This window comes from Streptomyces sp. PA03-1a, from assembly GCF_033792805.1.
Taxonomy (GTDB): domain Bacteria; phylum Actinomycetota; class Actinomycetes; order Streptomycetales; family Streptomycetaceae; genus Actinacidiphila.
Window position 1 is genome coordinate 1 of record NZ_JARAVO010000143.1, and the last position, 23,987, is coordinate 23,987.

Below are 23,987 nucleotides of genomic sequence, written 5' to 3' on the forward strand. Positions count from 1 at the left end.
GGTTCGCGCCGTGACCGCTGTGTACGGTTTCCTTCGACGACGTGTGCGACTCGCGGACGGCGCCATACCGGTCCGAATGCCCCCCCGGCGCAGAGGTGTCCGAGTCATGGGCCGCGCTGAACGCCCGGGGCGGAAGCACCACGGTGGGCCGTACGCCCCGGGCGGTCAGCGCGGCCCACGCCTCGAACACCTCGCCGCCGGGGGCGCATCCGGACCGGTGGGGCGCCGTCAGGGTGTCGCCCACGTCGACGACGAGCGCGGTCGTCCGCGGCCGCGGCGCGTACCCGCGGTCGCGCAGCTCCGCCACGGCGCGGGAAACGGCGGTGCCCGCCGGCTTGACCTCGCGGTCGTTGGTGAGGAGCCCGAGGGTGTACTCGAGTTCGGGGAAGTCGGCGAGGGACCGGGCGACGTCGTGCGAGCACCACCAGGTCACCCCCCACACGTCCTCGCAGTCCAGGGCGCCCGCGACGGTGGCGGTGGCGAAGGCCGCCGCGTGCTCGGGCGGCACCACCGGCGCGGGGGCGCCGACCTCCTGGAGCCAGACCGGGCGGTGGGGATCGGTGGCCCAGGCCTTCGACAGCTCGATCAGGTACGCGGCGTGGTGCTCGGTGGCCACGCCCGCGTGGCCGTGGCGCTGGGCCGTTCCGTTGAAGACCCAGGAGTGGACGGCGGTGGCGAAGCCGAGGCGGGCGGCCTGCGCGGGGGTGAAGGCGTGGTCGTCCTGGTACCAGGCGGCGTCGTACTCGGCGTGCAGGTGGAGCTTGCCGGGGGCGCCGCGCTCGCACGCGTCGAGCATCAGGCGCAGCCAGGCCTCCGCTTCGGCCGGGCCGATGGGGTCCGGGTCCGGGTGCGGCGGGCCGGAGAACTGGTTGATCTCGTTGCCCACGGTCATGCCGAGGAAGTTGGGCCGGTCGGCGAGCGCTGCGGCGAGCGTGCGCAGGTACTCGGCCTCGGCGGCGACGACGTCCGGGTCGGTGAAGATGTTCCTGCGGTGCCAGGTGGCCGTCCAGGAGGGCAGGAAGTCGAAGCTGGACAGGTGGCCCTGCAGCCCGTCCACGTTGACGTCCAGGCCGTGCTCGGCTGCGGCGTCGACCAGTGCGACCAACTGCTCCACGGCGCGCGGCCGGATCAGGGTGCGGTTGGGCTGGAACAGCGGCCACAGCGGGAAGACCCGGATGTGGTCCAGGCCGAGGCGGGCGATGGAGTCCAGATCGGCGCGGACGGCGTCGAGGTCGAAGTCGAGCCAGTGGTGGAACCAGCCCCGACTGGGCGTGTAGTTGACGCCGAAGCGCGGTGTCATGGCGGTTCCCGTGATCGTACGAGCTGGGGTGGGCGCGCGGCGGCGGAACCGGTGGTCGCGGGGCGGTCGGGGGATGTCCGTCCCGTGATCGGCGCGGCTGGGGGAGTCGCCGCCGGCGCCCACGACAAGGTGACACCGCGCTCCGGGAAAGTCAACTCGGCTCTTACGCCTACGTCTTGGGGCCTTGAAGCCACAGGTCAACGGAATGCGAGAGGAATTCGGGCGTCAGCGCTAATGCGCTTTAGGGCCGTGCCGCTCAAGCGCTTTAGTACCCGACCCTCCCAGGCTGGGGGATACTGGTCCCCGCGTCGCGCCGCCCGGGCCCGGCGCGTACGACGTCAGGCGGACGATCCGAGGGGGCCCACGATCGCGGCGCACGAGCCACCGGTGGAGCCGCCGCCCGCTGCCCGGACCGGCCGCCGCGTCCCCGCCCGGCGCCCCACGATGAAGGACATCGCCCGGCGGGCGGGCGTCTCCGAGAGCGCCGTGTCCTTCGCCCTCAACGACCGCCCCGGGGTCTCCGAGACCACCCGCAGGCGTGTGCGCCGGGTCGCCGACCAGCTCGGCTGGCGGGCCAGCACCGCCGCGCGGGCCCTGTCGGGGGAGGGCGCCGCCACCGTGGGCCTGGTGCTCGCCCGCCCGGCGAGCTCGCTGGGCATCGAGTCGTTCTTCCTCCAGCTCGTCTCGGGCATCCAGGAGGTGCTGTCGGAACGCCACCTCGGCCTGCTCTTCCGGGTGGTGGCGGACGCCGAGGAGGAGTGCGCGGTCTACCGCAGGTGGTGGGCCGAGCAGCGGGTCGACGGGGTCATCGTCGTGGACCCGCGGATCGGCGATCCCCGGCCGGTCCTCCTGGACGCCCTGGGCCTGCCCGCCGTGGTGGTCGGCGGCCGCGACGTCGACCGTGAACCGCACGAGCCGGTCCCGTACCCGGTGATCTCCACCGTCCGGGTGGACGACGCGGCCGCCATGGGCGCGATCGTCGACCACCTGGCGGGGCTGGGCCACCACCGTGTCGTCCACGTCGCGGGCCTGGCCGGCCTGGCGCACACCACGCGCCGCATCGGCTCGCTGCGGGCGGGGGCCGCGCGCCGGGGGATGTCCGGTGTCCGCTCGGTCACCACCGACTACTCCGAGGGCCAGGGCGCCGAGGCCACCCGCCTCGCGCTGGCCGGACCCGAGCCGCCCACGGCGATCATCTACGACAACGACGTGATGGCGGTCGCGGGCGCCGGTGTGGCGCTCGGCATGGGCCTGTCCGTACCGCGCGACCTGTCGGTGGTCGCCTGGGAGGACTCGGCGCTCTGCCGGGCCACGCATCCGCGCCTGACCGCCCTGGACCGCGACGCGACGGCCTTCGGGCGGCGTGCGGCGCAGGAACTGGTCTGCCTGCTCGGCGGCCGCCCGGCCCGCGACGTGGCCCAGCCGACGCCGGCACTCGTCGTCCGCGACAGCACGGCGCCGCCGCGCGGCTGAGCGGGCACTTGCCCTGGAGCGCACACCAGCTCCCAGCATGGGGGGCATGACAGCTCAGACCAGGATCGGAACCGGATTCGGTGCCCGCACGACCGCGCGGGAGGTGCTGCGCGGGATCGACCTCACCGGGAAGCTCGCCGTCGTCACCGGTGGTCATGCGGGCCTCGGACGGGAGACCACACGCGCCCTCGCCGGCGCGGGCGCCCACGTCGTGGTGGCCGCCCGGCGTCCCGAAGCGGCCGGGAAGGCCCTCGCGGGGATCGGCGGGACGGAGGCCGACGCGCTCGACCTCGCCGACCTCGACAGCGTCCGCGACTTCTCCGAGCGCTTCCTCGCCTCCGGCCGCGGCGTCGACCTGCTGATCGGCAACGCCGGGATCATGGCCTGCCCGGAGACGCGGGTGGGCCCGGGCTGGGAGGCGCAGTTCGCCACCAACCACCTCGGGCACCATGCCCTGGTCAACCGGCTGTGGCCGGCGCTCGCCAGGCGCGGTGGGCGCGTGGTCTCGGTGTCCTCGCAGGGCCATCAGCTTTCGGGCATCCGCTGGGACGACGTCATGTTCGAGCGCGGTTACGACAAGTGGGCGGCGTACGGGCAGGCGAAGACGGCGAACGCGCTGTTCGCCGTCGAGCTGGACCGGCTGGGCAGGGAGCGGGGTGTACGGGCGTTCTCGGTGCACCCGGGCGTGATCCTCACGGACCTGGCGCGTCACGTCCCGCTGGAGGAGAGGGTCGCCGCGGGCTGGATCGACGCGGAGGGCAACCCCGCCGATCCGGCGCTCAAGACACCGCAGCAGGGCGCGGCGACCCAGGTCTGGGCCGCCGCGTCACCGATGCTCGCCGGCAGGGGCGGTCTCTACTGCGAGGACTGCGACGTGGCGGAACGCCTGACCGAGGGCGTGGACGGGCTCACCGGAGGGGTGCGCGACCACGCCACCGACCCCGAGCAGGCCGCGCGCCTGTGGCGGCTGTCCGCGGAGCTGACCGGCATCGACGCGTTCGACGCGGGCGCGACGGCCTGAGACCGGCCGCGCGGCGCCCGGGGCGGCGGTCGACCTCTTCCGGGGCGTCGACCACATGGCCCTCGTCGCAGACCAGCCGGGCCCGGACGGGCGCGCCGCAGCCGTGGTGGGTGGTCAGGAGGGAGGGCCCCTCGGGGTCGGCGAGGTACTTGTCGCCCCATTGCCGCAGGGCGGTGATCAGCGGGTACAGGTCGCGGCCCTTCTCGGTGAGCACGTACTCGGAGCGGCTCCGGGCGCCGGGCTCCCGGTACGCGCGCTGCTCGAGCAGCCCCTGGGTGACCAGGCCGTTCAGCCGGTCGGTCAGCACCGAGCGGGACACGCCCAGGTGCTCCTGGATGTCGCTGAAACGCCTGACCCCACGGGTGACCTCGCGAAGGACCAGCAGCACCCAGGAGTCGCCCACGAGGCCGATGGCGCGGCCGACGGAGCAGTTGGAGACGTCCTGGTCGAGGTATTCCATGGTCCGGATCCTACCTGAGTTCGCGGAAAGAACTCAGGGCTGGTAGCGTTCGCTGCGCAGCTAGGTTCGAAATGCGGACTCAGCTCAGGAGGGAACCGTTCATGACGAGCACGAGCGCCGCCGCGGCCAAGGCCGTGACCGTGGGTGCGACCACAGCAAGGACCACCGCGAGGACACCGGACGCGGGGGAGTCGAGGAAGCGCTGGATCGGCTTCGTCGTCGCGAGCCTCGGCCAGATGGCGATGTTCGTGAACATCACCCAGACCGTCGCGGTCCTCGCCCCGCTCCAACAGGACCTCCGGGTGTCGGGTGCGGCGTTCGTGTGGATCGCCGGCATCTACTCGATGATGGTCGCCAGCTTCGTGCTCGCCGCCGGCACCGTCGGCGACCGCTTCGGCCGTCGTCGCGTGTTCGCCCTCGGCATGCTGCTGCTCGGCGCGGGCAGCCTGGTCACCTCACTGGCCTCCGGCGCCGCGGGCGTCATCGCCGGCCAGGCCCTCATGGGCCTCGGCGGCGCCGCGATCCTGCCGAACAGCCTGTCCCTGGTGACGCACATGTTCGCCGAGCCGCACGCCCGCACCCGGGCCGTCGGCATCTGGGTCGCCGTGTCCGGCATCGGCCTCGCCTTCGGCCCCGTGGCCGCCGGGCTGATCCTGGAGCACTGGTCCTGGCACGCGGTGTTCCTGGTCAACGTGGTCCTCGCCGTCCTGGTGCTGGTCCTCACGCCCCGTTTCGTCACCGAGAGCCGGCAGGCCGGACGCCACCTCGACCCGCCGGGCCTGGTGCTCGCGGTCGCGTCCATCGGCGCGCTGAACTACGGCCTGATCGAGGGCGGCCACACCGGCTTCGGCACGGCCAAGGCGATCACGGCCTTCGCCGTCGCGGCCGCGGCGCTCGTCGTCTTCGTCGTCCACGAGGCGCGCACCCGTACGCCCATGCTGAAGCTCGGGCTCTTCCGCGGCCGCTCCTTCGCCACGGCCAACGTCGTCGCGATGATCGCCCAGTACGCCTTCGTGGCCACCGCCTTCGCCCAGGTGCTGTACTTCGAGCGGATCCGGCACGAGTCCATCCTCGACGCCGGACTCCTGCTGCTGCCGATCATGGGTTCCTACGTGCTGGTCAGCTACGTCGCCGCGGGGATCGCACGCCGGATCGGCTTCAAGGCCACCCTCGGCGCGGGCGCGGCGCTCGCCGCGGCCGGCGCGCTGCTGATGACCGCCCAGACCCCCACCGCGTCCATACCCGTGCTCGCGGTGCTGATGGCGATGTTCGGGGCCGGTGCGGGCCTGGTCCTGCCGCCGAGCACGGCCGTGGCCGTCATCAGCGTGCCGCACACCGACGGCGGCATGGCCAGCGGTACCGTCAACCTCTTCCGCCAGGTCGGCGGCACGCTCGGGGCGACCGTCACGGGCACCGTGCTGACCAGCGGCCTCGCCTCCCGGCTGCCCGGCGAACTCGCCGACCGGGGCGTCCCGTCCGGCATCGCCGACCAGGTGACCCAGGCCGTCGGCACCGGAGACCAGGGCTCCACGCTGCCGGCGGCGCTCCGCGACACCGTCACCTCGGCCGTCGGCGACGCCTTCACCGGAGCCCTGCACCTGGCCGTGCTCATCCCGGGCGTCGGCCTGGCGGTCGCCGCCGTCGCGGCCCTCGTGCTCATCGCCAACCGTCCCGCTCCGCAGGCCCACTGACCCCGCGCACGTCCAGGACGAACAGGAGAGCCACGATGACGGAGACGACCGACCCCGCCCTCGACCCGGAGGCCGCCGGAGCCTTCCTGCGCGCCGTCGGGCTGCGCTTCGACGCGATCAGCGCGCAGGAGGTCACCGCCCACCTGGAGGTCACCGAGGACCACCACACCCCGTGGGGGATCACCCACGGCGGCCTCCACACCACCGTCATCGAGAGCGTGGCGAGCGTCGGCGCCTCCCACGCGGTGCGCTCCGAGGGCCGGTTCGCCGTCGGTGTGAGCAACCAGACCGACTTCCTGCTCCCGTACGTCAAGGGCCGCCTCGAGGTCCGCGGCACACCCCTGCAGCAGGGCCGGAGCCTGCAGCTGTGGCTGGTGGTGATCACGGACGCCGAGGGCCGGACCGTCGCCCGTGGGCAGGTGCGGCTGTTCAACCGGTCCCTGCCCGGTCAGTGACCCCGGGCAGGGACCGGCGACGTCAGACCGCCGGGCGGAGCTCCTGCGTGCAGCACTTGATGCCCCCGCCGGCCTTGTGGAACTCCGTGAGGTCGACGGGGACGGGCACGTAGCCCCGCCCGGCGAGCTGCTCGACCAGCCCCGCCGCCGCGGGCGCCACGAACACGTGCCGCCCGTCCGACACCGAGTTGAGGCCGAACGCCAGCGCGTCGTCCACGGTGGCGACGACCGCGTCCGGGAACATCCGGCGCAGCACCTCACGGCTGCCGGGGGAGAAGGCCTCCGGGTAGTACGCGATGTTCGCCTCGCCGCCGCCCGCCCCGTCGTCCAGGACGAACAGCGCGGTGTCCAGGTGGTAGAAGCGCGGGTCCGTCAACCGCAGGCCGATCGTCGGCACGCCGAAGAACTCCTGCACCTCGTGGTGCGCCGCCCGGACCGTGCGGAAGCCCGTACCCGCCAGGACGAACCCGCCGACCGGCACCAGGTCGCCCTCGCCCTCGCAGACCGACTCCGGGCGGTGCACCTCGAAACCCGCCGCCTTGAACCAGGCCGCGTACTCGTCGGCCTCCGGGCGCCGCTCGGGCGCGTGGAAGGAGGAGCCGAACACCCGCCCCTCCACCACCAGCGCCGAGTTGGCGGCGAACACCATGTCGGGCAGCCCCGCGACCGGCCCGACGCACTCCACCGTGTGGCCGTGCTCCCGGTAGGCCCGCACCAGCGCGGCCCACTGCTCCCGGGCGAGCGCGGTGTCGACCCGCACGCCCTCACGCATCCAGGGGTTGATCGCGTAGCGCACGTCGAAGTGGTCGGGCGGGCAGACCAGGTAACGCCGGGGGCGGGCCACACGGTTCTCGGGCACGGCGAACTCCTCCGCTTCCTGCGGGACGGCCAGGGGATGGCTCAACGGTAGGAACCGCAGCCCGCGGGCGACAAGATCGGGACGCTGCGCACAGGCGCAGCGATGCTGCGTCGAAGGGCCCGTCAGCGCAGGTCCGTTGCGCTTTCCGCGGCGGACCGCCCCGCCCCCGCCTCCGGGCTCTCCGGCAGCAGGTGCGACAGCACCATGTAGCTGATCGTCTTCCGGATGAAGGGCTCGGTCCTGATCCGCTCCAGGACCTCCTCGAAGTGCTCGACGTCGGTGGCCCGGACGTGCAGCAGGGCGTCCGCGCCGCCCGTCACCGTCATGGCCGCCGTGATCTCCGGGTGGTTCCTGACCACCTCGGCCAGCCGCCGGGGCGGCGCCGCGCCCTCGCAGTACACCTCCACGTACGCCTCCGTGCGCCAGCCCAGCGCGGCGGGCCGGACGGTGGCGGTGAAACCCGTGATGATCCCGGACTCGCGCAGCCGGTCCACCCGCCGCTTGACGGCCGTCGCCGACAGGCCGATGTCCGCGCCGATCTCCGCGAAGCTCGTCCTGGCGTTCAGGATCAGGGCCGCGACGATCTTGCGGTCGAGCTCGTCGAACGGCACGGGTCTGTGGACCATGCCCGGTGCTCCTTCCCTCAGCCGTCCTGCTGGGCCGCGACCAGGGCGTCGCCGGTCTCCGTCCGGTAGTAGAGCACGGAACGCCCCGCGCGCCGCCGCCGCACCAGACGGGCGTCGAGCAGCACCCTCAGATGACGCCCCACCGAGCCCAGTCCCTGACCGGTCAGGGCCACCAGCTGCGTCGTGCTCATCGGCGTCGCGAGCAGCACCAGGACCGCGGCCCGCGCCGGACCGAGCAGCGGGCCCAGGGCCTCGGGGACCCGCTGCCGCCCCGCCTCGGCCAGCGCCCCCGAGCACGGGTACACCACCGCGTACCGTACGTGCTCGTCCCAGGACACCCACCCGGTGCGCGGGGTGACGGGCACGAACATCAGCCGGGCGCCCGACAGGTCGCGCGGCGGGTACTCCCGCGTGTTGATCTGCAACCGGCCCTCACCGAGCCAGCGCATCCCCCGGCGCATGTCGTCCAGCGCCTCCGCCCAGCCGCCGCGGCCCAACTGGGCGGTACGCGCCACGATGTCGGCCTCGATGACCCGCCGGCGGCGCGGCCAGTCCGGCAGCACCGTGTGCGTCCACACCCAGGCGACGACGTCCGCCGCACGCTCCGGCAGGTCCGCGCGGCGCAGCCGTTCGGGGAGCGGTCTGCCCAGCGACACCGCCAGATGCTCACGGGCGGCCTCCGGCGAGGTCTCCCGGATCCGCCTCAGCTCCTCCTCGAATCCCGGACTGCCCTCGCCGCTGGGCGTGGGCGTCAGGAAGTCCGCGTTCCAGGTGCGCCCCAGGGCGGCGCGCACCAGCAGCCCGGTCACCGGGTCGGCGGCCAGCCGCTCGCGGTACGCCGCCAAATGAACGTCGAGCCAGGCGCGCTCCCCGGGGTGCGCGGCCGTGCCCCGGTCGAGCAGCTTCAGTGCCGCGATGGTCTCGGCCAGTGGGGAGACGACGAAACGGCTCGCCACCAGCGTCTCCGCGTCGACCAGCCACCAGCCCATGCGCCGCCCTCCTCACCTTTCGCGTCTGCGCGAAACATTAACCGCCCTGTGCGCCGCCGCCGAGACTCAGGTCCATGCGCACTTACCAAGAACTCTTCCGCACACGGGAGTTCACCCCGTTGTTCGTGGTCTCCACCGGACAGGTCGCGGCGCAGACGGTGAGCGGGCTGGCCCTGAGCACCCTGGTCTACGACGCCACGGGCTCGCCGCTGCTGTCCGCCGTCGCCATGTTCGGCCCGTCCCTCGCGCAGGTGGTGGGCGCGACGACGCTGCTGTCGGCGGCCGACCGGCTGCCGCCGCGTGCCGCGCTCACGGCGGTCGCCCTGCTCTTCGCCCTGGGCACCGCCGTTCTGGCCGTCCCCGGTCTGCCGATGTGGGCCGTCTTCGTCATCCTGCCCGTCGAGGGCCTGGTGGCGTCACTGGGCGGCGGAGTGCGCTACGGACTGCTCCACGAGATCCTGCCCAAGGGCGGCTTCCTGCTGGGCCGTTCCGTGCTGAACATGGCGACCGGCACCATGCAGATCTGCGGCTTCGCCGCCGGCGGCCTGCTGCTGGCTGCACTCTCCCCCCGCGGGGTCCTGCTCGCCGGCGCGGCGCTCTACCTCGCGGCCGCGGCCGCCGCCCTGACCGGACTGCGCCCCAGGCCCCCGCGCGCGGGCGGCCGCCCCTCGGCGGCCGAGACCTGGCGGACCAACGTACTCCTGTGGTCCGCCCGGCCCCGCCGCTACGTGTACCTCGCGCTCTGGGTGCCCAACGGCCTGATCGTCGGCTGCGAGTCGCTCTTCGTGCCCTACGCGCCCGACCACGCCGGGCTGCTGCTGGCCGCCGCGGCCTGCGGCATGCTCGCCGGCGACACGACGGCCGGCCGGTTCGTCCCGCCGTGGTGGCGCGAACGTGCGGGCGCCGCGCTGCGACTGCTGCTCGCGGCCCCCTACCTGCTCTTCGCGCTGCACCCGGGCCTGCCCCTGGCGGCGGCCGTCGTCGCCGTCGCCTCCGTCGGCTACGCGGCGAGCCTGCTGCTGCAGGAGCGTCTGATGGCCCTCACCCCGGACGAACTGAGCGGTCACGCCCTCGGACTGCACTCCTCGGGCATGCTCGCCTGCCAGGGCCTGGGCGCCGCGCTCGCCGGTGCCGTCGCCCAGCACACCTCCCCGGCCACCGCGATGACGGTCATGGCCGCGGTCTCCGTCGCCGTCACCTTGGCGCTGGCCCCGGGCCTGCGCCCGGGCCCCGCGGACGCCGTCACCGCCGCCGCGCCCGCCCCTGCGTCCCGTCGTCCAGTCCCGTGACCCGCATCGTGATGTTCAGCCGGCCGGAGGCGAGACCGGTGGCCGGGTCACCCGTGCCCGGGTGGACCTTCGGCACGGCGTGGTAGGCGAAGCGGGACGGGCCGCCGAAGACGAACAGGTCGCCGGAGGCGAGCTCCAGGTCCGTGTAGGGGCGGTTGCGGTTCTCGGTGTTGCCGAAGCGGAACACACAGGTGTCGCCGATGGTCAGCGATACGACGGGGGCGGCGCTGCGCTCGTCCTTGTCCTGGTGCATGCCGAGCTTGGCGTCGCCGTCGTAGAAGTTGATCAGCGCGGTGTCCGGGGTGTAGCCGTCACCCGCCGCGGGGTCCTCGTACGCCTCGACCAGGGCGCGGCGGCCCAGGTCCACCAGCCAGTCGGGGAAGGGGGCCACCCGGGCGCCGTTCACGTCGTCCGCGGTACGGGTGTAGCGGTAGGGCTGCCAGTGCCAGCCGATGCACACCGTGCGCACCGACATCACCCCGCCGCGGGGGAGGCGGGTGTGCCGGATCGGGACCGGGCCCATGGCCCAGGCACGGCACGCGACGACCAGCTCCCGCTGCTGGTCCAGGGTGAGCCAGCCCGGCACGTGCACCGCGCCCGGTGCCACCTGCAGCCGGGGGCGCGGGATGAGCGCGCTCACCGGGCGCCGCCCGTCCCCGGGGCGGCCGCGGTCACCCAGCCCCGGTCCACGCGCCAGGTCCCGCCGTCGGCGGCCGCGCCGCGCAGGCCCTGGAGCGTCTCCGCGCCCGCGGCGGCCACCACGCGCGCGTCGCCGAGGGAGGCGAAGCCGTACGTACGGGCCGGGTCCCACGGTGTGCTGTGCCGCAGACGCCGGGCCAGCTGCGCCCACCCGGCGGGCGCCGCGGCCACCACCCAGGCGTCCGGCGCCGGCGCGGTCAGCCGCCCGGCGGCCCGCAACCAGGACGCGGCCCGTTCGGGCCAGTCCACGACGGTCACCACGGTGCCGCCCGACGCGCGCCACGCCGCGGCGAAGGCCCCTGCGGCGGTACGGGAGGCGGCGTCCCGGCTGTGACCGACGGCGACAGCGCGCGGGCGGGGGCGGGCGTCACCGAGCAGGCCGAGCAGGGCGGTGAGCTCCGAGCCGGTGTGCGGCCGCGGCGCCGGCACGCCGTCGAGCACGGCGATCCCCTCGGGCGTGACCAGCGGCGAGGCCGGTGCCGCGGCGGGTGCGTCGGGGTAGATCATGGCGTTCCGCTCCCTCGGTGTCGCCTTCCATTGTCGGTACCGTCCGGGCAGGCAGCGGGCGCAGGGCCGGTGGCCCGCGGCGACCGCCGTCGCCTCGTCCGCGAAGAACACCCGCTCCCGCACGTATCCGCCGCGGGCGATCGCTCGCAGGGCGGCCGGGCAGTCGAGGCGGCCGTACAGCCGGCCGCGCCGGTGCCCGCCGAGCGTCCCCGGGACAGCGCTGCGGTACGGCTGCCCGTCCGGGCCGGTCAGCACGTACGTGGTCACGCCGCGTCGTGGAAGACCAGGCCCAGGGTGTGGCGGCGGCCGGCGCGTACGGTGCTCACCCCGTGCCGCATCGGGCCGGCGGACCAGCCGCGGGCCGAGCGTACGGGCCGGTCGCGGGTGGTGAAGACCAGCGCGTGGCCCTGGGGGAGGGTGGTGGACGAGCCCCGGGTCTGCGCCCGCGGCCGCTGCTCCGTCATCAGGAACTCGCCGCCGGTGTAGTCCTCGCCGGGGGCGTCGAGCCCGATCACGACCTGGAGCGGGAAGACGAGGTCCCCGTACAGGTCGCGGTGGAGCGCGTTCCAGTCGCCCGCGCCGTAGCGCAGCAGGATCGGGGTCGGCCGCGTCTGGCCGGCGGCGTGGCACACGTCCAGCCACGCGTCGAGGGTGTCCGGCCAGGGCGCGGGCTGCCCGAGCCGGGCCGCCCAGTCGCGGGCGATCGGCAGCAGCCGCGGGTAGAAGGCCGCCCTCAGGGCCCGCACCGGCTCCGGGACGGGGTACGCGAAGTAGCGGTACTGGCCCGAGCCGAAGCGGTGCCGTGCCATGTCGACGGTCGAGCGGAACCGCCCGGTCTCGTCGTAGAGCGCGGCGACGGCCCGGCACTCTGCGGGGGAGAGGACCGGACGGGCCGTCAGGGCGCTCCCGTGGGCGTCGAGTCCGGCGGCGAGCGCGGGCCAGTCCATGGCGTCGACCCGCTCGGGCAGGGGTGTCGTGGGGGGTGCGGCGGTGGTGGTCATGGCCGTCGTCCTCACGCCGTACCGCGCCCGGCCTCGAGGTCCAGCAGCAGCCGCTTGCGCTCCACCCCGCCCGCGTAGCCGGTGATCGCGCCCTTGGCGCCGAGCACGCGGTGGCAGGGACGGACGACGAGCAGCGGATTGCGGCCGATCGCGGTGCCGACCGCGCGCGACGAGGTCCGGGGGATGCCCATCGCGTCGGCGACGTCCGCGTAGGTCAGCGTGGTGCCGTAGCCGATGGTCTCCAGGGCCTTCCACACCTGCTGCTGGAAGGCGGTGCCGGCGGTGGTGAACTCGATGTCGAAGTCGGTCAGTTCGCCGGCGAAGTACGCCCGCAGCTGGCGGGCGATCTCGGTGAACGCGGCGTCGTCGGCACGCGCGCCGTCCACCAGGTCCGCCGCGAGGACGCCGCCCTTCTGGTCCGGCACGGACAGCGAGGAGAGCGCGGTGCCGCCGTGAGCGGTGGGCGACTCCTCGCCGACCAGCAGCAGTTCGCCCAGCGGGCTGTCGAGCGTCGTGTAGACCGTCATCGGTCTTTCCCTTTCCTCGCACTTTCAGTGACATTTACGATTCTGCGGTGGTTCATCACCGATGTCCGGCGGGAATCGGACGTCGCATTCCCGCTGCCTCCCGGTCAACCGGCGCCCCACAGCAGGTGCATCGCGTAGGTGCGCCACGGCCGCCAGCCCTCGGCGTCCTCCAGCGGCACACCGGCACGCGCGGCCCCCGCGCGCACGGCGACGTCGCCCTCCAGCAGCACGTCGGGATCGCCCAGGGCGCGCATCCGGATGTAGCCGGCCGTCCACGGTCCGATGCCGCGCAGCGCGAGCAGGTCCTTCTCCGCGCCGTCCCGGTCCGCGCCCGGGTCGAGGACGACCTCGCCGGCGGCGAGGGCGCGGGCCAGGCCGCGCAGCGTCTCCCGCCGGGCCTGCGGCATCCCGACCGCCTCCAGCGACGCCCCGGCGAGGGTGTCCGCGTCGGGGAACAGATGCGTCAGGCCACCGCTCGGCGCCGCCAGCGGCTCACCGTGGGCGGCGACCAGGGCCGCGCCGAGCCGGCGTCCCGCCGCCACGGAGACCTGCTGCCCCAGCACCGCCCGCACCGCCAGTTCGTGCGAGTCCGCCGCCCCGGGAGCGCGCAGCCCGGGGCGGGGGCGGGCCAGGGCCCCCATCGACGGGTCCGCGGACAGCCGTTCCGCGACCGCGTAGGGATCGGCGTCCAGGTCGAACAGGCGCCGCACCCGCTGTGTCCCGGTGGTCAGGTCGCGCAGCCCGGTCAGGTGCAGCCGGCACTCGAGCCAGTCACCGCCCCTGCCGGGCGCCGCCTCCTCGACCTCGGCGACCGCGGGCCCGTGCGGCAGTCGCAGGGTGCGCCGGTAGACGCGCCGGCCGCGGGTCCCCGTGATCTCCTCGACGCCGGTGATCGCGCGGGCCGCCAGGTAGCCGAAGACCTGCCCGGTGTCGTACGGCCCCCGGTAGGCCAGCCGCAGCGGCACCCCGGCGGCGGCGTCGGCGACCGCGTGCCGGGCGGGGCGCGCCTGCCGCAGCACGGTCGGCGTGAGCGCGTACACCTCGCGGACGGTGTCGTTGAACTGCCGTACGCTCGCGAAACCGGCCGCGAAGGCGATCTCCGCGGCCTGCAGGTCCGTGGTCTGCAGCAGGATCCGGGCGGTGTGCGCCCGCTGCGCACGCGCGAGGGCGATCGGTCCCGCCCCCACCTCGGCGTTGAGCTGCCGTTGCACCTGCCGCGCGCTGTACCCGAGCCGTGCGGCCAGCCCCGCGACGCCTTCCCGGTCGACGACGCCGTCGCCGATCAGCCGCATCGCACGGCCCACCACGTCGGCCCGCGCGTTCCACGCCGCGGACCCGGGCACCGCGTCCGGACGGCACCTCCGGCAGGCCCGGAAACCGCCCCCCTGGGCGGCCGCCGCCGTCCGGAAGAAGCGGACGTTGCGCCGCTTGGGCGTGACCGCCGGGCAACTCGGGCGGCAGTAGATCCCCGTCGTCGTCACCGCGAAGAAGAACTCGCCGTCGAAGCGCGCGTCGCGGCTGCACACCGCCTCGTACCTGCTGTCCTCGTCGGTCGCGTCGTTCGTCACCCCTCCACTGTGCGGCATCGCGGGGGCGGAACGCTGGCGGGATTCGGACGTCGCGTTCCGGGCGTGGCCCGCCCGGCACGGCCGTGCGGGGGCGGGTCGCCTCGGTGATCCTGAAGGGGTGACAGCCGGCTCCGCCCCGCGGGACCTCGCCGGCCGGGAGGCTCCCGGCACGGGACGCGCCAACTACACGGGCGCCGTCTACGGGTCGCTGCTGGCCGCCTCGGTGGTGGCCGGGGCCGGCTCGGCGGGGCCGTACCCGCGCCTGGAACTGGTGCTGCTGCTGATCTGCACCGGCCTGGTGTTCTGGGCCGCCCACGTCTACGCGGGCTTCGTCGGCGACCGGTTGCGCGGGGGGAGGGTCACCTGGCACGAGATCCGCCAGGTGTGCGTCCGCGAGTGGCCGATCGTGCAGGCCGCGCTGCTGCCCGCGACGGCGGTCGCGGTGAGCCCCCTGCTGGGGCTCGGGCTGGAGGGCGCGGCCTGGCTGGCCCTGGCCATAGCCGTCGTCCAGCAGGTCGTGTGGGCCAGTGCGGCCGTCATCCGGGTGGGCGCCTCCCGCTGGGCGGTGGTGTCGGTGGGGATCGTGAACCTGGTGCTGGGCCTGGTCATCGTGGCGGCGAAGGTCGCGCTCCAGCACTGAGGGCCGGTGCGTCGTTCATGCATTATGGGGCGGTTTGCATTGTTTCCTGTGGGGGACGTGTGCCCTGAGGGGAGTGATCGCGCATGGCCCGCCACCCGCAGACCGGCGTCAGCAAGCCGACCGAGCTCCCCCAGGAGTCCTGGCGCGTGGTGCTCCGGCGCACGGTGAAGGAGTTCTGGGCGGACCACCTGACCGACTGGGCCGCGGCGCTGACCTACTACGCCGTCCTGTCGGTCTTCCCCGCCCTCCTCGTCATGGTCTCGGTCGTCGGTCTGCTGGGCGGCCCCAGCGTCAAGCCCCTGATCGTCAACGCGAGCGGACTCGCGCCCGGACCGGTGCGCGACACGCTGACCGGTGTGCTCGGGCAGTTGCAGCACGGCGCCGGCCGCGGGGGACTCGCCCTCGCGGTCGGCATCGCGGTCGCCGTGTGGTCGTCCTCCGCCTACGTGGCGACCTTCATGAGGGCCGCCAACGCCCTCTACGACATCGACGAGGGCAGGCCCGTGTGGAAGACCCTGGCCGCCCGATTCGTCATTCCCGTGGTGTTGTTGGTGGTGACGGCGCTCATCGCGCTCGGCGTGGTCCTCACCGGAGCCCTGGCCCGCAGAACGGGTCAGGTGCTGGGAGTCGGCGACCCCGCGCTCGGCGTGTGGGGGATCGCCAAATGGCCCGTGATGCTCGTGCTGTTCAGCCTGGTCCTCGCGCTGCTGTACTGGGCCGCGCCCAACGTGAAGCACGGCGGCTTCCGATGGGTGAGCCCCGGCAGCATTGTGGCCGTGGCCATCTGGGCCGCCGCCTCCGCCCTCTTCAGCTTTTACGTGTCCAACTTCAGCAACTACAACCGGCTCTACGGCAGCCTGGCGGCGATCATCGTCTTCCTCGTCTGGTTGTGGATCTCGAACATCGCCGTCCTCCTCGGGCTGGAGTTCAACGCCGAGCTCGAACGGGCGCGGGCACGGCCGGACGGAGGCCCGGACGACGGTCCGGACGAGACGGTGCCCAAGGCCGAGCCGGAGGACACCGAGCGGCTGCACGCCGACGAAGGGCGATGACGGGACGGCGCCACGGCCGCCGCGCCGTCGCGGCCGTGGACCGTCACGGCCGTGAGCCGACGCCGGTCGCGACCTCATGGAGCCGGCTGCCGGCCCCGCCCGGTGCCAGTGGGGCGGTGGAGGTGTCGCCCGCGCCCTCGCGCAGACCCGCGAGGAACTCCTCGATCGCCTGCGTGGCGGTGTGGCGGGGCTCCCAGCCCAGCTCGCGGCGGGCCCGCGCGGTGTTCATCAGCGGCAGTCTGACGACGGCGTCGAACAGGCCGGGCGACGACGGCACCAGGTGCAGCCGCCACGCCCCGGCCAGCGCCGCCCGCACCGCGCCCCGCGGCATGCGGACGACCTGCGCCCCGAGCAGCGTGGCGAGTTCACCCGCGTCCAGCGGTGGATCGGCCGCCAGGTTGAAGGCGCCGCGCACGGGACGGTGCAGCGCCGCCCGGTAGGCCTCGGCCGCGTCGTCGGAGTGCAGCGCCTGGAAGCGCAGACCGCGCAGGTCGGGGACGACCGGCACCAGGCGGGGCCGTACGAGCCGGTTCGGCAGGAACGGCCCGGCGAACAGCCTGCGTTGCTGAGCCGCGGACTCCCGTTTGAAGATGAAGCCCGGCCGCATGCGCACCACGCGCAGCCGCGGGTTCTCCCGCTCGAAGGTGTCGAGGTAGCGCTCGACGTACGCCTTCTCCCGGCAGTACGCGGCCCCCGGCCAGCCGTGCGTGGGCCACGACTCGTCGACCGGGTAGCGCTTCGGGCCGGGCGAGTACGCCGCCACCGACGAGGCGTGCACCAGGGCCGGCACACCGGCCGCCGCGGCCGCCTCGAAGACGCGGATGCTGCCCAGGACGTTGGTGCGCCACGTGATCGCGGGGTCGTGGGTGGGCTGCAGGAGCCAGGCCAGGTGCACGACGGCGTCGGCACCGCGGAAGTGCTCCACCAGGCGCGTCCTGTCGTCGCCCAGGTCGGCGTGCACCCACGAGGTACGGGCGGGCTGCCAGTCCTCGGGGATCCTGCGGGCGATGCCGACGATCTCGGCCACCGCCGGGTCCTCGCCGAGCGCCCGCACCAGGCTCGTCCCGACGTTTCCGGTCGCCCCTACGACGACGACGCGCAGGCCGCCGCCGCTCCCGGGCGTGGAGTCGTCCATCACGTTCCTCGCCTCCCTGGGGCCGCCGCGAGCGCCCGGGCACCGCACGGTGCCGGACCGCGCTGCCCGGCGTGACGGCGGCCTCGTCCGACGTGCCTCGGTCTGCCAGGGCGGCTACCCGGCGAGGGACCTTTCAGACCCCGGCCGCGGCGTCAGCCGACCGCCTTCGCCATCCGGCGCACCGCCTCCGTGAGCACCTCGGGCGTCGTCGCGAGGTTCAGCCGTACGTGCCCGTCGCCGCCCGTGCCGAAGTTGGGCCCCGCGCTGAGGGCGACCCGCCCGCGGGCGAGGAAGGCGGCGGCCGGGTCGTCGTCCAGGCCCAGCTCCCGGCAGTCCAGCCAGGCCAGGTAGGTGCCCGGGGCCGGCCGGTAGCCGACCGACGGCAGGTGCTCGGCCAGCAGCCCCGCGAGCAACCGCCGGTTGTGCGCGAGGTCGTCCAGCACGGCGTCGAGCCATGGGCCGCCGTCGCGCAGCGCCGCCGTGTGGGCGATGACGCCCAGGTGGCTCGGTCCGTGACCGACCTCCTCCGGCATGCGCGCCAGGTCGTCCGCCGCGGCGGGCCCGGCCAGGGCGAGGGCCGCCTTCAGACCGGCCAGGTTCCACGCCTTCGAAGCGGACATCAGCGACAGGCCGCTCTCGCCGCCGGGCACGCTCAGGTAGGGCACGAACGCCGCCTCGGCGGTCACCAGCGGCGCGTGGATCTCGTCCACCACGACCCGCACCCCGTACGACCCGGCCAGCGCCGCCACCGCGGACAGCTCCTCGGCGGTGTGCACCGTGCCGGTCGGATTGTGCGGGCTGCACAGCAGGTAGGCGGCCCGGCCGCCGCCGGCCGTGGACCGGGCGAAGGTCTCCTCAAGCGCCGCGAGATCCAGCCGCAGGCCGGAGCCGAACGGGGTCTCCACCACGCGCCGGTCCATGTGCGTCACGAACTGGTAGAACGGCGGGTACACCGGGCAGTTGACGATCACCGGGTCCCCGGGGTCCGTGACGAGCTTCAGCATCTCGACGACACCCAGCATCACGTCGGGCACGATGGAGGCGCGCTCCACGGCCAGACCGTCCCAGCCCCACCGCTCACGGGCGAAGTCCGCCAGCGCCTCCGCGTACGCGGTGCCCGCCGGATACCCCGTGTCGCCGACCGCGATCGCCTCCGTGAGCGCGCGGGCCACGGGACCGGCCAGCGGCACGTCCATCTCCGCCACCCACAGGGGCAGCACGTCCTCCGGATGGGTGCGCCACTTCATGCTCGTCCGGCGCCGGAGCTGGTCGAGCGTGAGGCGGCGCAGCGGGTGGTCGTCAGTCGACGCGGTGTCCATGACACCAAACATAGGTGCCGGTCAGCCGCCGGGGCAGTGGGCGGCCGGTGGACGTGTTGCCGAACCGGCAAGAAGACTTGCCCGGCGAGTGCGCGGGACCGCATGGTCGGGGCAGGTCCACATCCACGGCACGGAGGAGACGACACCCATGACCGACGGCACCACCAGCGCGACCGGCGCCGCATCCGAGGCGGAGTTCTGGGACGCCCGGTACGCCGGGAGCGACCGCGTCTGGAGCGGCAAGGCCAACGACGTCCTGGTCCGCGAGGTCGGGCGCCTGAAGCCCGGTACCGCGCTCGACCTGGGCTGCGGCGAGGGCGCCGACGCGGTCTGGCTGGCCCGGCAGGGGTGGCGGGTCACCGCCGTCGACATCTCCCGCGTCGCCCTGGAGCGTGCCGCCGCCCACGCGACGGCGGAGGGCATCCCCGACGGCATCGTCGACTGGCAACGGCACGACCTGTCCGAGACGTTCCCCGGGGGAACCTACGACCTGGTCTCCGCGCAGTTCCTGCACTCGCCGAACGACATGCCGCGCGAGCGCATCCTGCGCGCCGCGGCGGCGGCCGTGGCACCCGGGGGCGTGCTGCTCGTCGTCGGGCACTCCGGGTTCCCGGCCTGGCAGACCGAGCCGCACCCTGAGGTGCACTTCCCGACGCCGGAAGAGGTGCTGCGGAGCCTGGAGCTTGCCGAGGAGGAGTGGGAGGTGCTGCTGACCGACGAGCACGAGCGCGTCCAGAACGACCCCGACGGACGGCCCACGACGCGTGTGGACAACACCCTGGAGATCCGCCGCCTGGAGCGGTGAAACGACGCGCGGCGGGCCGTGCCGACCACGGCCCGCCGGGGCACTGTGGGTGGGGGCGGAGTGACGGGACGTCAGCGGCGCGCGTCCTCACGTACCGCTGGAAGTGCTTGGAGTCGAGCCGCCGACCGCGGCCTTGGGCATGGCAGCTGAGGGCGATGTGGGTCAGTGCAGGGCGCCGGACGATGCATCAACTCGTTGTCCCGGTGGAGACCTTGTCGCCCGCCGGCCAGGTTCTCCATTCGGGCCCCGACGAAGCCGAGGGAGCCGTCAGCAGTCGATCGATCCAGGCCGGCAGCCGGTGCCACACCGGTGTCCTGTGCTGTTATGGCGATAGGGCTACCTCCGCCGTGTGGACGCCTTCTTGGCGGCCGTCTTCTTCGCGGCGGACTTCCTCGCAGGTGCTGCGGTCTTCTTCGCCCCCCGCTTGCCGGCCGGCGCCGCGGTCTTCTTGGCGGCGGACTTCTTCGCCGGCTGTGCCTTCTTGGCGGGGGCGGGGGTCCTCTTGGCGGGCGCCTTCTTGGCCGCGGTCTTGCGCGCCGGCGGCCTGGGGGCCTGCCGCTTGGCCGGGCGACGGCGCCGAGGGGCCTGCTCGTCCGCCTCCGGCTCTTCTTCCTCCTCTTCCTCCTCCTCTTCTTCCTCCTCGGGTTCCTCGTCCTCGAGTTCCTCTTCCTCTTCCTCGGGTTCTTCCTCGGGTTCTTCCTCTTCCTCCTCGTCCTCCGGTCCGTACTCCTCTTCCTCCTCGTCCGGTTCCTCGTCCTCGCGCTTCTCCTTCTTGCTGCCGATGCGGGCCGTACGGTCGTGCAAGGTCCCTGCGAGATCCGCGAGCTTCCGGTCCGCGACGGCGACGACCGCCTTGCGCCCGGCGTCCATCAGTTCTCCGCCCACCTGTTCCTTGAGCTGGGCGACCTGAGGCAGGTCCTTGAGCTTGTGAATACCCTCGGTCACCAACTGTTGCGGATCGAGTCCGGCGCGGCGACCGGCGAGAAAGGTCGCCATTCCGAGGGCGAGCCGCCCCTTCTTGGTGCGACCGAGAACGTAGCCGCCCGCTACCGCGGCAGCCAGAGCGAGCCTGGTCGAGTCCTTCATCACTTGTTCCCTTCGGGAGTTGCGCCCTGCGGGAGGCGACCCGTCGCCGCGCACCTTGTGAGGTGTATATGCTGAAATAGTACGTTTTGTTGTAGGGGTGGCGCCGCTCCAGAGCCGGAGATGTGGATGGCCGCAAGCGACAAGAGCGACCCCGGAAGGGGCCCGCGCTCCACCCGGAGCGAAGGCACGGCACGGCGTTCGAGCGCCGAGCGGTCCCGGCGGCCCCGCAAACGTTCGGCGGCCTGGGCCATGCGGTCCGCGTCCGAGCAACTCTCCGAACTCCTCGGTCGCAGGCCGGAATCCGTTTCCGCGGTGAAACCGACCGAAGACGGCTGGGAAGCGGACGTCGAGGTCCTGGAACTGGAGCGCGTGCCCCAGACGACCAGTGTGATGGCCACGTACCACGTGACGTTGGACGAGGAAGGAGACCTGGTGGCGTACGAGCGGACACGCCGTTACACGCGGGGGCAGATAGACCGACGCGCCTGACCCGACACAAGGCGCTGAAGGGAGGCGCCATGACCGTGGTGCCGCAGAGCGGGGGCGGCATGTCGAGGGGTGGTGGCGGGGGGAGCCTCTACGACGTCCTGGAACTGATCCTGGACCGGGGGCTCGTCATCGACGTCTTCGTCCGCGTGTCCCTGGTGGGCATCGAGATCCTCAAGATCGACGCCCGGATCGTCGTGGCGAGCGTCGACACATATCTCCGTTTCGCCGAAGCCTGCAACCGGCTTGACCTGGAATCCGGGCGAAAGCAGCCCACCCAGCTCACCGATCTCGTGGGTGAGATCACCGAGGGCGGGGCCAAGGGCAAGTCGAAGGGTGCCCTGTCCGGCGCCGTCGAGGCCGTGACCGACACCTTGAAGGGCGGGAGCGACGAGGACGAGGAGGACGAGTACGAGGAAGAGCCCGAAGAGGAGGAAGCGGAGTACGAGGAGGAGCCCCGGCAGCCGCGGCGCAGGAGCACCGGGCGGGCTTCCCGGCGGGAGAGGGAATGAGCATGGCCGTCTACGTCTACTCCATCACCGCGAAGGACCACCCGTTGCGCCTGGACGGCCTCACGGCCGTCGGCGGATCGGGCCAGGAGTTGCGCACGGTGACGAATGCCGAGCTCTCCGCGGTCGTGAGCGAGGCCCCCGAGGACCTGCGTCCCCGGCGCAGGGACGTGCTCGCCCATCAGGAGGTGCAGGAACGGCTGATGGCCGACGGTGCCGTGCTGCCACTGCGCTTCGGCTTCACGGCACCCGACGAGGAGGCCGTGAAGGCCGCGCTGGAGGACCGTGCGGTGGAGTACCGGGAGCAGCTGAAGAACCTGCAGGGCTGCGCCGAGTACCACCTGAAGGTCTCGTGGGACGAGGACTCCCTGCTGCGCCGGATCCTGGAGGAGAACGACGAGGCGCGCCGGCTGAACGAGGAGATCCGCGGCGGAGCCGCGTCCCCCGACATCCCCCTGATGCTGGGCGAGCTGCTCGCCAACGAGGTGCAGGCCCGCCAGCAGGCCCTCGGGGCGGGCATCGTCGAGGCGCTGCGCCCCTTCGTCCGGGACGACGTGGCCTCCCCGCCGGGCGGACAGGACTTCCTCAGCGTCTCCTTCCTGGTGGACGACAGCAAGGAGGAGATGTTCCTGGCCACGCAGCTGAGCCTCGCCAACCAGGTGGGCGAGGAGTGCGACTTCCGGCTGCTCGGACCGCTGCCCCCGTACAGCTTCGTGTGAGAGGGAGTGGCCCCCATGGGACTGTTCACCCAGATCGTCACCCTCCCCCTGGCGCCGGTGCGCGGGGTGGGCTGGGTGGTCGAGCGCGTACTGGAGGCCGCGGAGCAGGAGTACTACGACCCCGAGCCCGTCGAACGCGAACTCGCCGCCCTGGAGAAGGAGCTCCTCGCCGGACGGATCGACGAGGAGACCTTCGAGGCCCGCGAGGAGGAACTGCTCGACCGGCTCGACGAGATCGCGGCCTTCCGGCGCGGTGAGCCCGCGCCCTGAGACGAGGTGACGCAGTGACGGATTCCCCGGCGGGCCGGCTCGGCTCGTACCCCACGAGGGCCGCTCCCCAGCAGTACGCCCAAGGGCAGGGGTCCTCGGCCAACCTGGCGGACATCCTCGAGCGGGTCCTGGACAAGGGCATCGTCATCGCCGGCGACATCCAGATCAACCTGCTCGACATCGAACTGCTCACCATCAAGCTGCGACTGCTGGTGGCCTCCGTCGACAAGGCCAAGGAGATGGGCATCGACTGGTGGGAGCACGATCCGTCGCTGTCCTCCCGGGCCCACGGGGAGAGTTCGCTCGCGCAGGAGAACCGCAGGCTGCGCGAGGAGATCGAAGCACTGAAGGAAGGGCGGGAGCTGACGGACACGCCGCGGGGCAGCGTGGCCTCCCGCCACCGCACGCGGTCCTCCTCGGCGACGCACCGCCGCGGCGGCGATCCCGGGACGGACGATGGATGACCGGGTCAGCTACGCGTACGCCGTGCTGCGCGGCGGCGGCGTTCCGGAGGGCGCCCTGGCCGCGCTGACGGGCGTCGCCGGGGCACCGGTGGGGCTCGTGACGTCGGGTCCGCTGGCCGCGGCCGTCAGCCCGGTGCCCGCCGCGGACTTCCGGGAGGACGCCCTCCGCCGCCACCTGGAGGACCTGGACTGGCTGGAGACCGTCGCCCGCGCCCACCACACCGTCATCGAGGCGCTCTCGGCGCACACCACCGTGCTGCCCCTGCGGCTGGCCACGGTCTACCTGGACGACGCACGCGTCCTGGCCGTGCTGCGGGACGACGACGCGGCGTTCACGCAGGTCCTGGAGCGGCTCGCAGGACACCTCGAATGGGGGGTCAAGATCTACGTGGAGGCCCCGGCGGCTGCGTCCGCGGGCCCCGCCGGAGCCGGCGCCGGCGAGGACCTCAGCCCTGGCCGCGCCTACCTGCGTGCCCGCCGCGCCCAGCGGCACTCCCGCGACGAGGCCTACCGCGCGGCGGAGGAGGCCGCCGCACGCGTCGAGACGATCGGCCGCGAACTGGCCACCGGGCACGCCCGGCACCGCGTGCAGCAGGGGCAACTCGCCGCCGGCGCGGGGGAGAACGTCCTCAACGACGCCTTCCTCCTCGCGGACGAGCAGGCCGAGGCCTTCCGCGCCCGCGTCCTCGCCGCCGGCGAAGGACTGCCCGGGGTGCGCGTCGACGTCACCGGCCCCTGGGCCCCGTACTCGTTCGCCGCCCTCCCCGACGCGGACGTGGCGGACGTGCCGCCGTGACCGCCGCCGACCGGACCCCCGAACGGACCCCCGAACCCCTGGCGGAGCGTCAGGTGGCCCTCGTCGACCTGCTCGACCGCCTCCTGAGCGGCGGCGTCGTCCTCACCGGCGACGTGGTGCTCTCCATCGCCGACATCGACCTCGTCCGCATCTCCCTGCGCGCCCTGATCGTCTCCGTCAGCGAGCGCACCCCCTCCCCGTGGGGCCCGGGGCCCGGCCCATGACACCCCCGGCGCTCCCC

General features: G+C 73.7%; 28 protein-coding genes. 15 read left to right on the forward strand and 13 right to left on the reverse strand.

Annotated elements, in window-relative coordinates:
- Window positions 1-1,300, reverse strand: a 1,300-nt coding sequence (locus PV341_RS28140; protein WP_500359291.1) for a glycoside hydrolase 5 family protein, incomplete at its 3' end; no start/stop codon positions are given.
- Between the two features lie 444 nt (window positions 1,301-1,744).
- On the opposite strand from PV341_RS28140, the gene PV341_RS28145 reads away from it, so the two are divergent.
- Together PV341_RS28145 and PV341_RS28150 are read left to right on the forward strand one after the other, a co-directional pair.
- Window positions 1,745-2,773 carry a LacI family DNA-binding transcriptional regulator gene (locus PV341_RS28145; RefSeq protein WP_500329733.1) on the forward strand — a complete coding sequence of 343 codons (1,029 nt, stop codon included), beginning with the start codon at window positions 1,745-1,747 and terminating at the stop codon, window positions 2,771-2,773.
- A 46-nt stretch (window positions 2,774-2,819) separates the two neighbouring features.
- Window positions 2,820-3,794, forward strand: a complete 975-nt coding sequence (locus tag PV341_RS28150; RefSeq protein WP_500359292.1) for an SDR family NAD(P)-dependent oxidoreductase — start codon at window positions 2,820-2,822, stop codon at window positions 3,792-3,794.
- Here the strand turns inward: PV341_RS28150 and PV341_RS28155 are convergent.
- Window positions 3,682-4,254: a winged helix-turn-helix transcriptional regulator gene (locus PV341_RS28155; protein WP_500359293.1), complete on the reverse strand. Its 573-nt coding sequence runs from the start codon at window positions 4,252-4,254 to the stop codon at window positions 3,682-3,684. The two genes, PV341_RS28150 and PV341_RS28155, sit on opposite strands and share 113 nt — an antisense overlap.
- Before the next feature lie 101 nt (window positions 4,255-4,355).
- Here PV341_RS28155 and PV341_RS28160 point away from each other — a divergent pair, with 101 nt between their 5' ends.
- Window positions 4,356-5,945 (forward strand): MFS transporter, encoded by a 1,590-nt coding sequence (locus tag PV341_RS28160; RefSeq protein WP_500359295.1) that lies wholly within the window; start codon window positions 4,356-4,358, stop codon window positions 5,943-5,945.
- 35 nt (window positions 5,946-5,980) lie between these two features.
- A complete protein-coding gene (locus tag PV341_RS28165) occupies window positions 5,981-6,400 on the forward strand; it encodes a PaaI family thioesterase (RefSeq protein ID WP_500329616.1) in 420 nt (139 codons plus the stop codon).
- Window positions 6,401-6,422: 22 nt separating this feature from the next.
- Here PV341_RS28165 and ddaH read toward each other — a convergent pair whose 3' ends face one another.
- From ddaH to PV341_RS28180, 3 genes are all read right to left on the reverse strand, one after another.
- Window positions 6,423-7,259, reverse strand: a complete 837-nt coding sequence (gene ddaH / locus PV341_RS28170; protein ID WP_500329614.1) for a dimethylargininase — start codon at window positions 7,257-7,259, stop codon at window positions 6,423-6,425.
- 122 nt (window positions 7,260-7,381) lie between these two features.
- On the reverse strand, window positions 7,382-7,885 hold the full coding sequence (locus PV341_RS28175; RefSeq protein ID WP_500329612.1) for an Lrp/AsnC family transcriptional regulator: 504 nt from the start codon (window positions 7,883-7,885) through the stop codon (window positions 7,382-7,384).
- A gap of 17 nt (window positions 7,886-7,902) precedes the next feature.
- Window positions 7,903-8,874, reverse strand: a complete 972-nt coding sequence (locus PV341_RS28180; RefSeq protein WP_500329611.1) for a transcriptional regulator — start codon at window positions 8,872-8,874, stop codon at window positions 7,903-7,905.
- Between the two features lie 74 nt (window positions 8,875-8,948).
- Here PV341_RS28180 and PV341_RS28185 point away from each other — a divergent pair, with 74 nt between their 5' ends.
- Window positions 8,949-10,163, forward strand: coding sequence for an MFS transporter (locus PV341_RS28185; RefSeq protein ID WP_500359296.1), 1,215 nt, complete (start codon window positions 8,949-8,951; stop codon window positions 10,161-10,163).
- Here PV341_RS28185 and PV341_RS28190 read toward each other — a convergent pair.
- From PV341_RS28190 to PV341_RS28210, 5 genes are all read right to left on the reverse strand, one after another.
- Window positions 10,117-10,803, reverse strand: coding sequence for an alpha-ketoglutarate-dependent dioxygenase AlkB family protein (locus PV341_RS28190; RefSeq protein ID WP_500329607.1), 687 nt, complete (start codon window positions 10,801-10,803; stop codon window positions 10,117-10,119). The two genes, PV341_RS28185 and PV341_RS28190, sit on opposite strands and share 47 nt — an antisense overlap.
- Entirely contained in the window at window positions 10,800-11,636 is an 837-nt protein-coding gene (locus tag PV341_RS28195; RefSeq protein ID WP_500329605.1) for a hypothetical protein, read from the reverse strand. The genes PV341_RS28190 and PV341_RS28195 overlap by 4 nt, the downstream gene beginning before the upstream one ends.
- Complete coding sequence (locus PV341_RS28200) at window positions 11,633-12,370, reverse strand: 2OG-Fe(II) oxygenase (protein ID WP_500329604.1); 738 nt, start codon at window positions 12,368-12,370, stop codon at window positions 11,633-11,635. The genes PV341_RS28195 and PV341_RS28200 overlap by 4 nt, the downstream gene beginning before the upstream one ends.
- Window positions 12,371-12,381: 11 nt before the next feature.
- A complete protein-coding gene (locus PV341_RS28205) occupies window positions 12,382-12,897 on the reverse strand; it encodes a methylated-DNA--[protein]-cysteine S-methyltransferase (RefSeq protein ID WP_500359297.1) in 516 nt (171 codons plus the stop codon).
- Window positions 12,898-13,001: 104 nt separating this feature from the next.
- Window positions 13,002-14,483 (reverse strand): AlkA N-terminal domain-containing protein, encoded by a 1,482-nt coding sequence (locus tag PV341_RS28210; protein ID WP_500359298.1) that lies wholly within the window; start codon window positions 14,481-14,483, stop codon window positions 13,002-13,004.
- A gap of 100 nt (window positions 14,484-14,583) precedes the next feature.
- Here PV341_RS28210 and PV341_RS28215 point away from each other — a divergent pair, with 100 nt between their 5' ends.
- Complete coding sequence (locus PV341_RS28215; protein ID WP_500359299.1) at window positions 14,584-15,105, forward strand: hypothetical protein; 522 nt, start codon at window positions 14,584-14,586, stop codon at window positions 15,103-15,105.
- Window positions 15,106-15,188: 83 nt separating this feature from the next.
- Window positions 15,189-16,157, forward strand: a complete 969-nt coding sequence (locus tag PV341_RS28220) for a YihY/virulence factor BrkB family protein (protein WP_500329597.1) — start codon at window positions 15,189-15,191, stop codon at window positions 16,155-16,157.
- A gap of 43 nt (window positions 16,158-16,200) precedes the next feature.
- Here the strand turns inward: PV341_RS28220 and PV341_RS28225 are convergent, their stop codons facing one another.
- Window positions 16,201-17,292 carry an NAD-dependent epimerase/dehydratase family protein gene (locus PV341_RS28225; RefSeq protein ID WP_500329595.1) on the reverse strand — a complete coding sequence of 364 codons (1,092 nt, stop codon included), beginning with the start codon at window positions 17,290-17,292 and terminating at the stop codon, window positions 16,201-16,203.
- 152 nt (window positions 17,293-17,444) lie between these two features.
- Window positions 17,445-18,611, reverse strand: a complete 1,167-nt coding sequence (locus PV341_RS28230) for a MalY/PatB family protein (protein ID WP_500359301.1) — start codon at window positions 18,609-18,611, stop codon at window positions 17,445-17,447.
- A 148-nt stretch (window positions 18,612-18,759) separates the two neighbouring features.
- Between PV341_RS28230 and PV341_RS28235 the strand changes: the two genes are divergently transcribed.
- Window positions 18,760-19,416, forward strand: coding sequence for a class I SAM-dependent methyltransferase (locus tag PV341_RS28235; protein WP_500329591.1), 657 nt, complete (start codon window positions 18,760-18,762; stop codon window positions 19,414-19,416).
- A 336-nt stretch (window positions 19,417-19,752) separates the two neighbouring features.
- Here the strand turns inward: PV341_RS28235 and PV341_RS28240 are convergent, their stop codons facing one another.
- Window positions 19,753-20,502: a histone protein gene (locus PV341_RS28240; RefSeq protein WP_500359302.1), complete on the reverse strand. Its 750-nt coding sequence runs from the start codon at window positions 20,500-20,502 to the stop codon at window positions 19,753-19,755.
- A gap of 126 nt (window positions 20,503-20,628) precedes the next feature.
- Here PV341_RS28240 and PV341_RS28245 point away from each other — a divergent pair, with 126 nt between their 5' ends.
- From PV341_RS28245 to PV341_RS28275, 7 genes are read left to right on the forward strand one after another with little or no spacing between them, the layout of a single operon-like run.
- Entirely contained in the window at window positions 20,629-20,991 is a 363-nt protein-coding gene (locus PV341_RS28245) for a gas vesicle protein GvpO (RefSeq protein WP_500329588.1), read from the forward strand.
- 29 nt (window positions 20,992-21,020) lie between these two features.
- Window positions 21,021-21,500: a gas vesicle structural protein GvpA gene (locus tag PV341_RS28250; RefSeq protein ID WP_499509490.1), complete on the forward strand. Its 480-nt coding sequence runs from the start codon at window positions 21,021-21,023 to the stop codon at window positions 21,498-21,500.
- A 2-nt stretch (window positions 21,501-21,502) separates the two neighbouring features.
- Window positions 21,503-22,216 (forward strand): GvpL/GvpF family gas vesicle protein, encoded by a 714-nt coding sequence (locus PV341_RS28255; protein ID WP_500329731.1) that lies wholly within the window; start codon window positions 21,503-21,505, stop codon window positions 22,214-22,216.
- A gap of 15 nt (window positions 22,217-22,231) precedes the next feature.
- The gene (locus tag PV341_RS28260) at window positions 22,232-22,486 is read left to right on the forward strand and encodes a gas vesicle protein GvpG (RefSeq protein WP_018559348.1); all 255 of its coding nucleotides are present in this window, start codon (window positions 22,232-22,234) and stop codon (window positions 22,484-22,486) included.
- 14 nt (window positions 22,487-22,500) lie between these two features.
- Entirely contained in the window at window positions 22,501-22,950 is a 450-nt protein-coding gene (locus tag PV341_RS28265; RefSeq protein WP_500329584.1) for a gas vesicle protein, read from the forward strand.
- Window positions 22,943-23,746, forward strand: a complete 804-nt coding sequence (locus PV341_RS28270; protein ID WP_500329582.1) for a GvpL/GvpF family gas vesicle protein — start codon at window positions 22,943-22,945, stop codon at window positions 23,744-23,746. The genes PV341_RS28265 and PV341_RS28270 overlap by 8 nt, the downstream gene beginning before the upstream one ends.
- Window positions 23,743-23,970 (forward strand): gas vesicle protein, encoded by a 228-nt coding sequence (locus PV341_RS28275; RefSeq protein ID WP_500359303.1) that lies wholly within the window; start codon window positions 23,743-23,745, stop codon window positions 23,968-23,970. Before PV341_RS28270 ends, PV341_RS28275 begins: the two co-directional genes overlap by 4 nt.
- The last annotated feature ends 17 nt before the right edge of the window (window positions 23,971-23,987 follow it).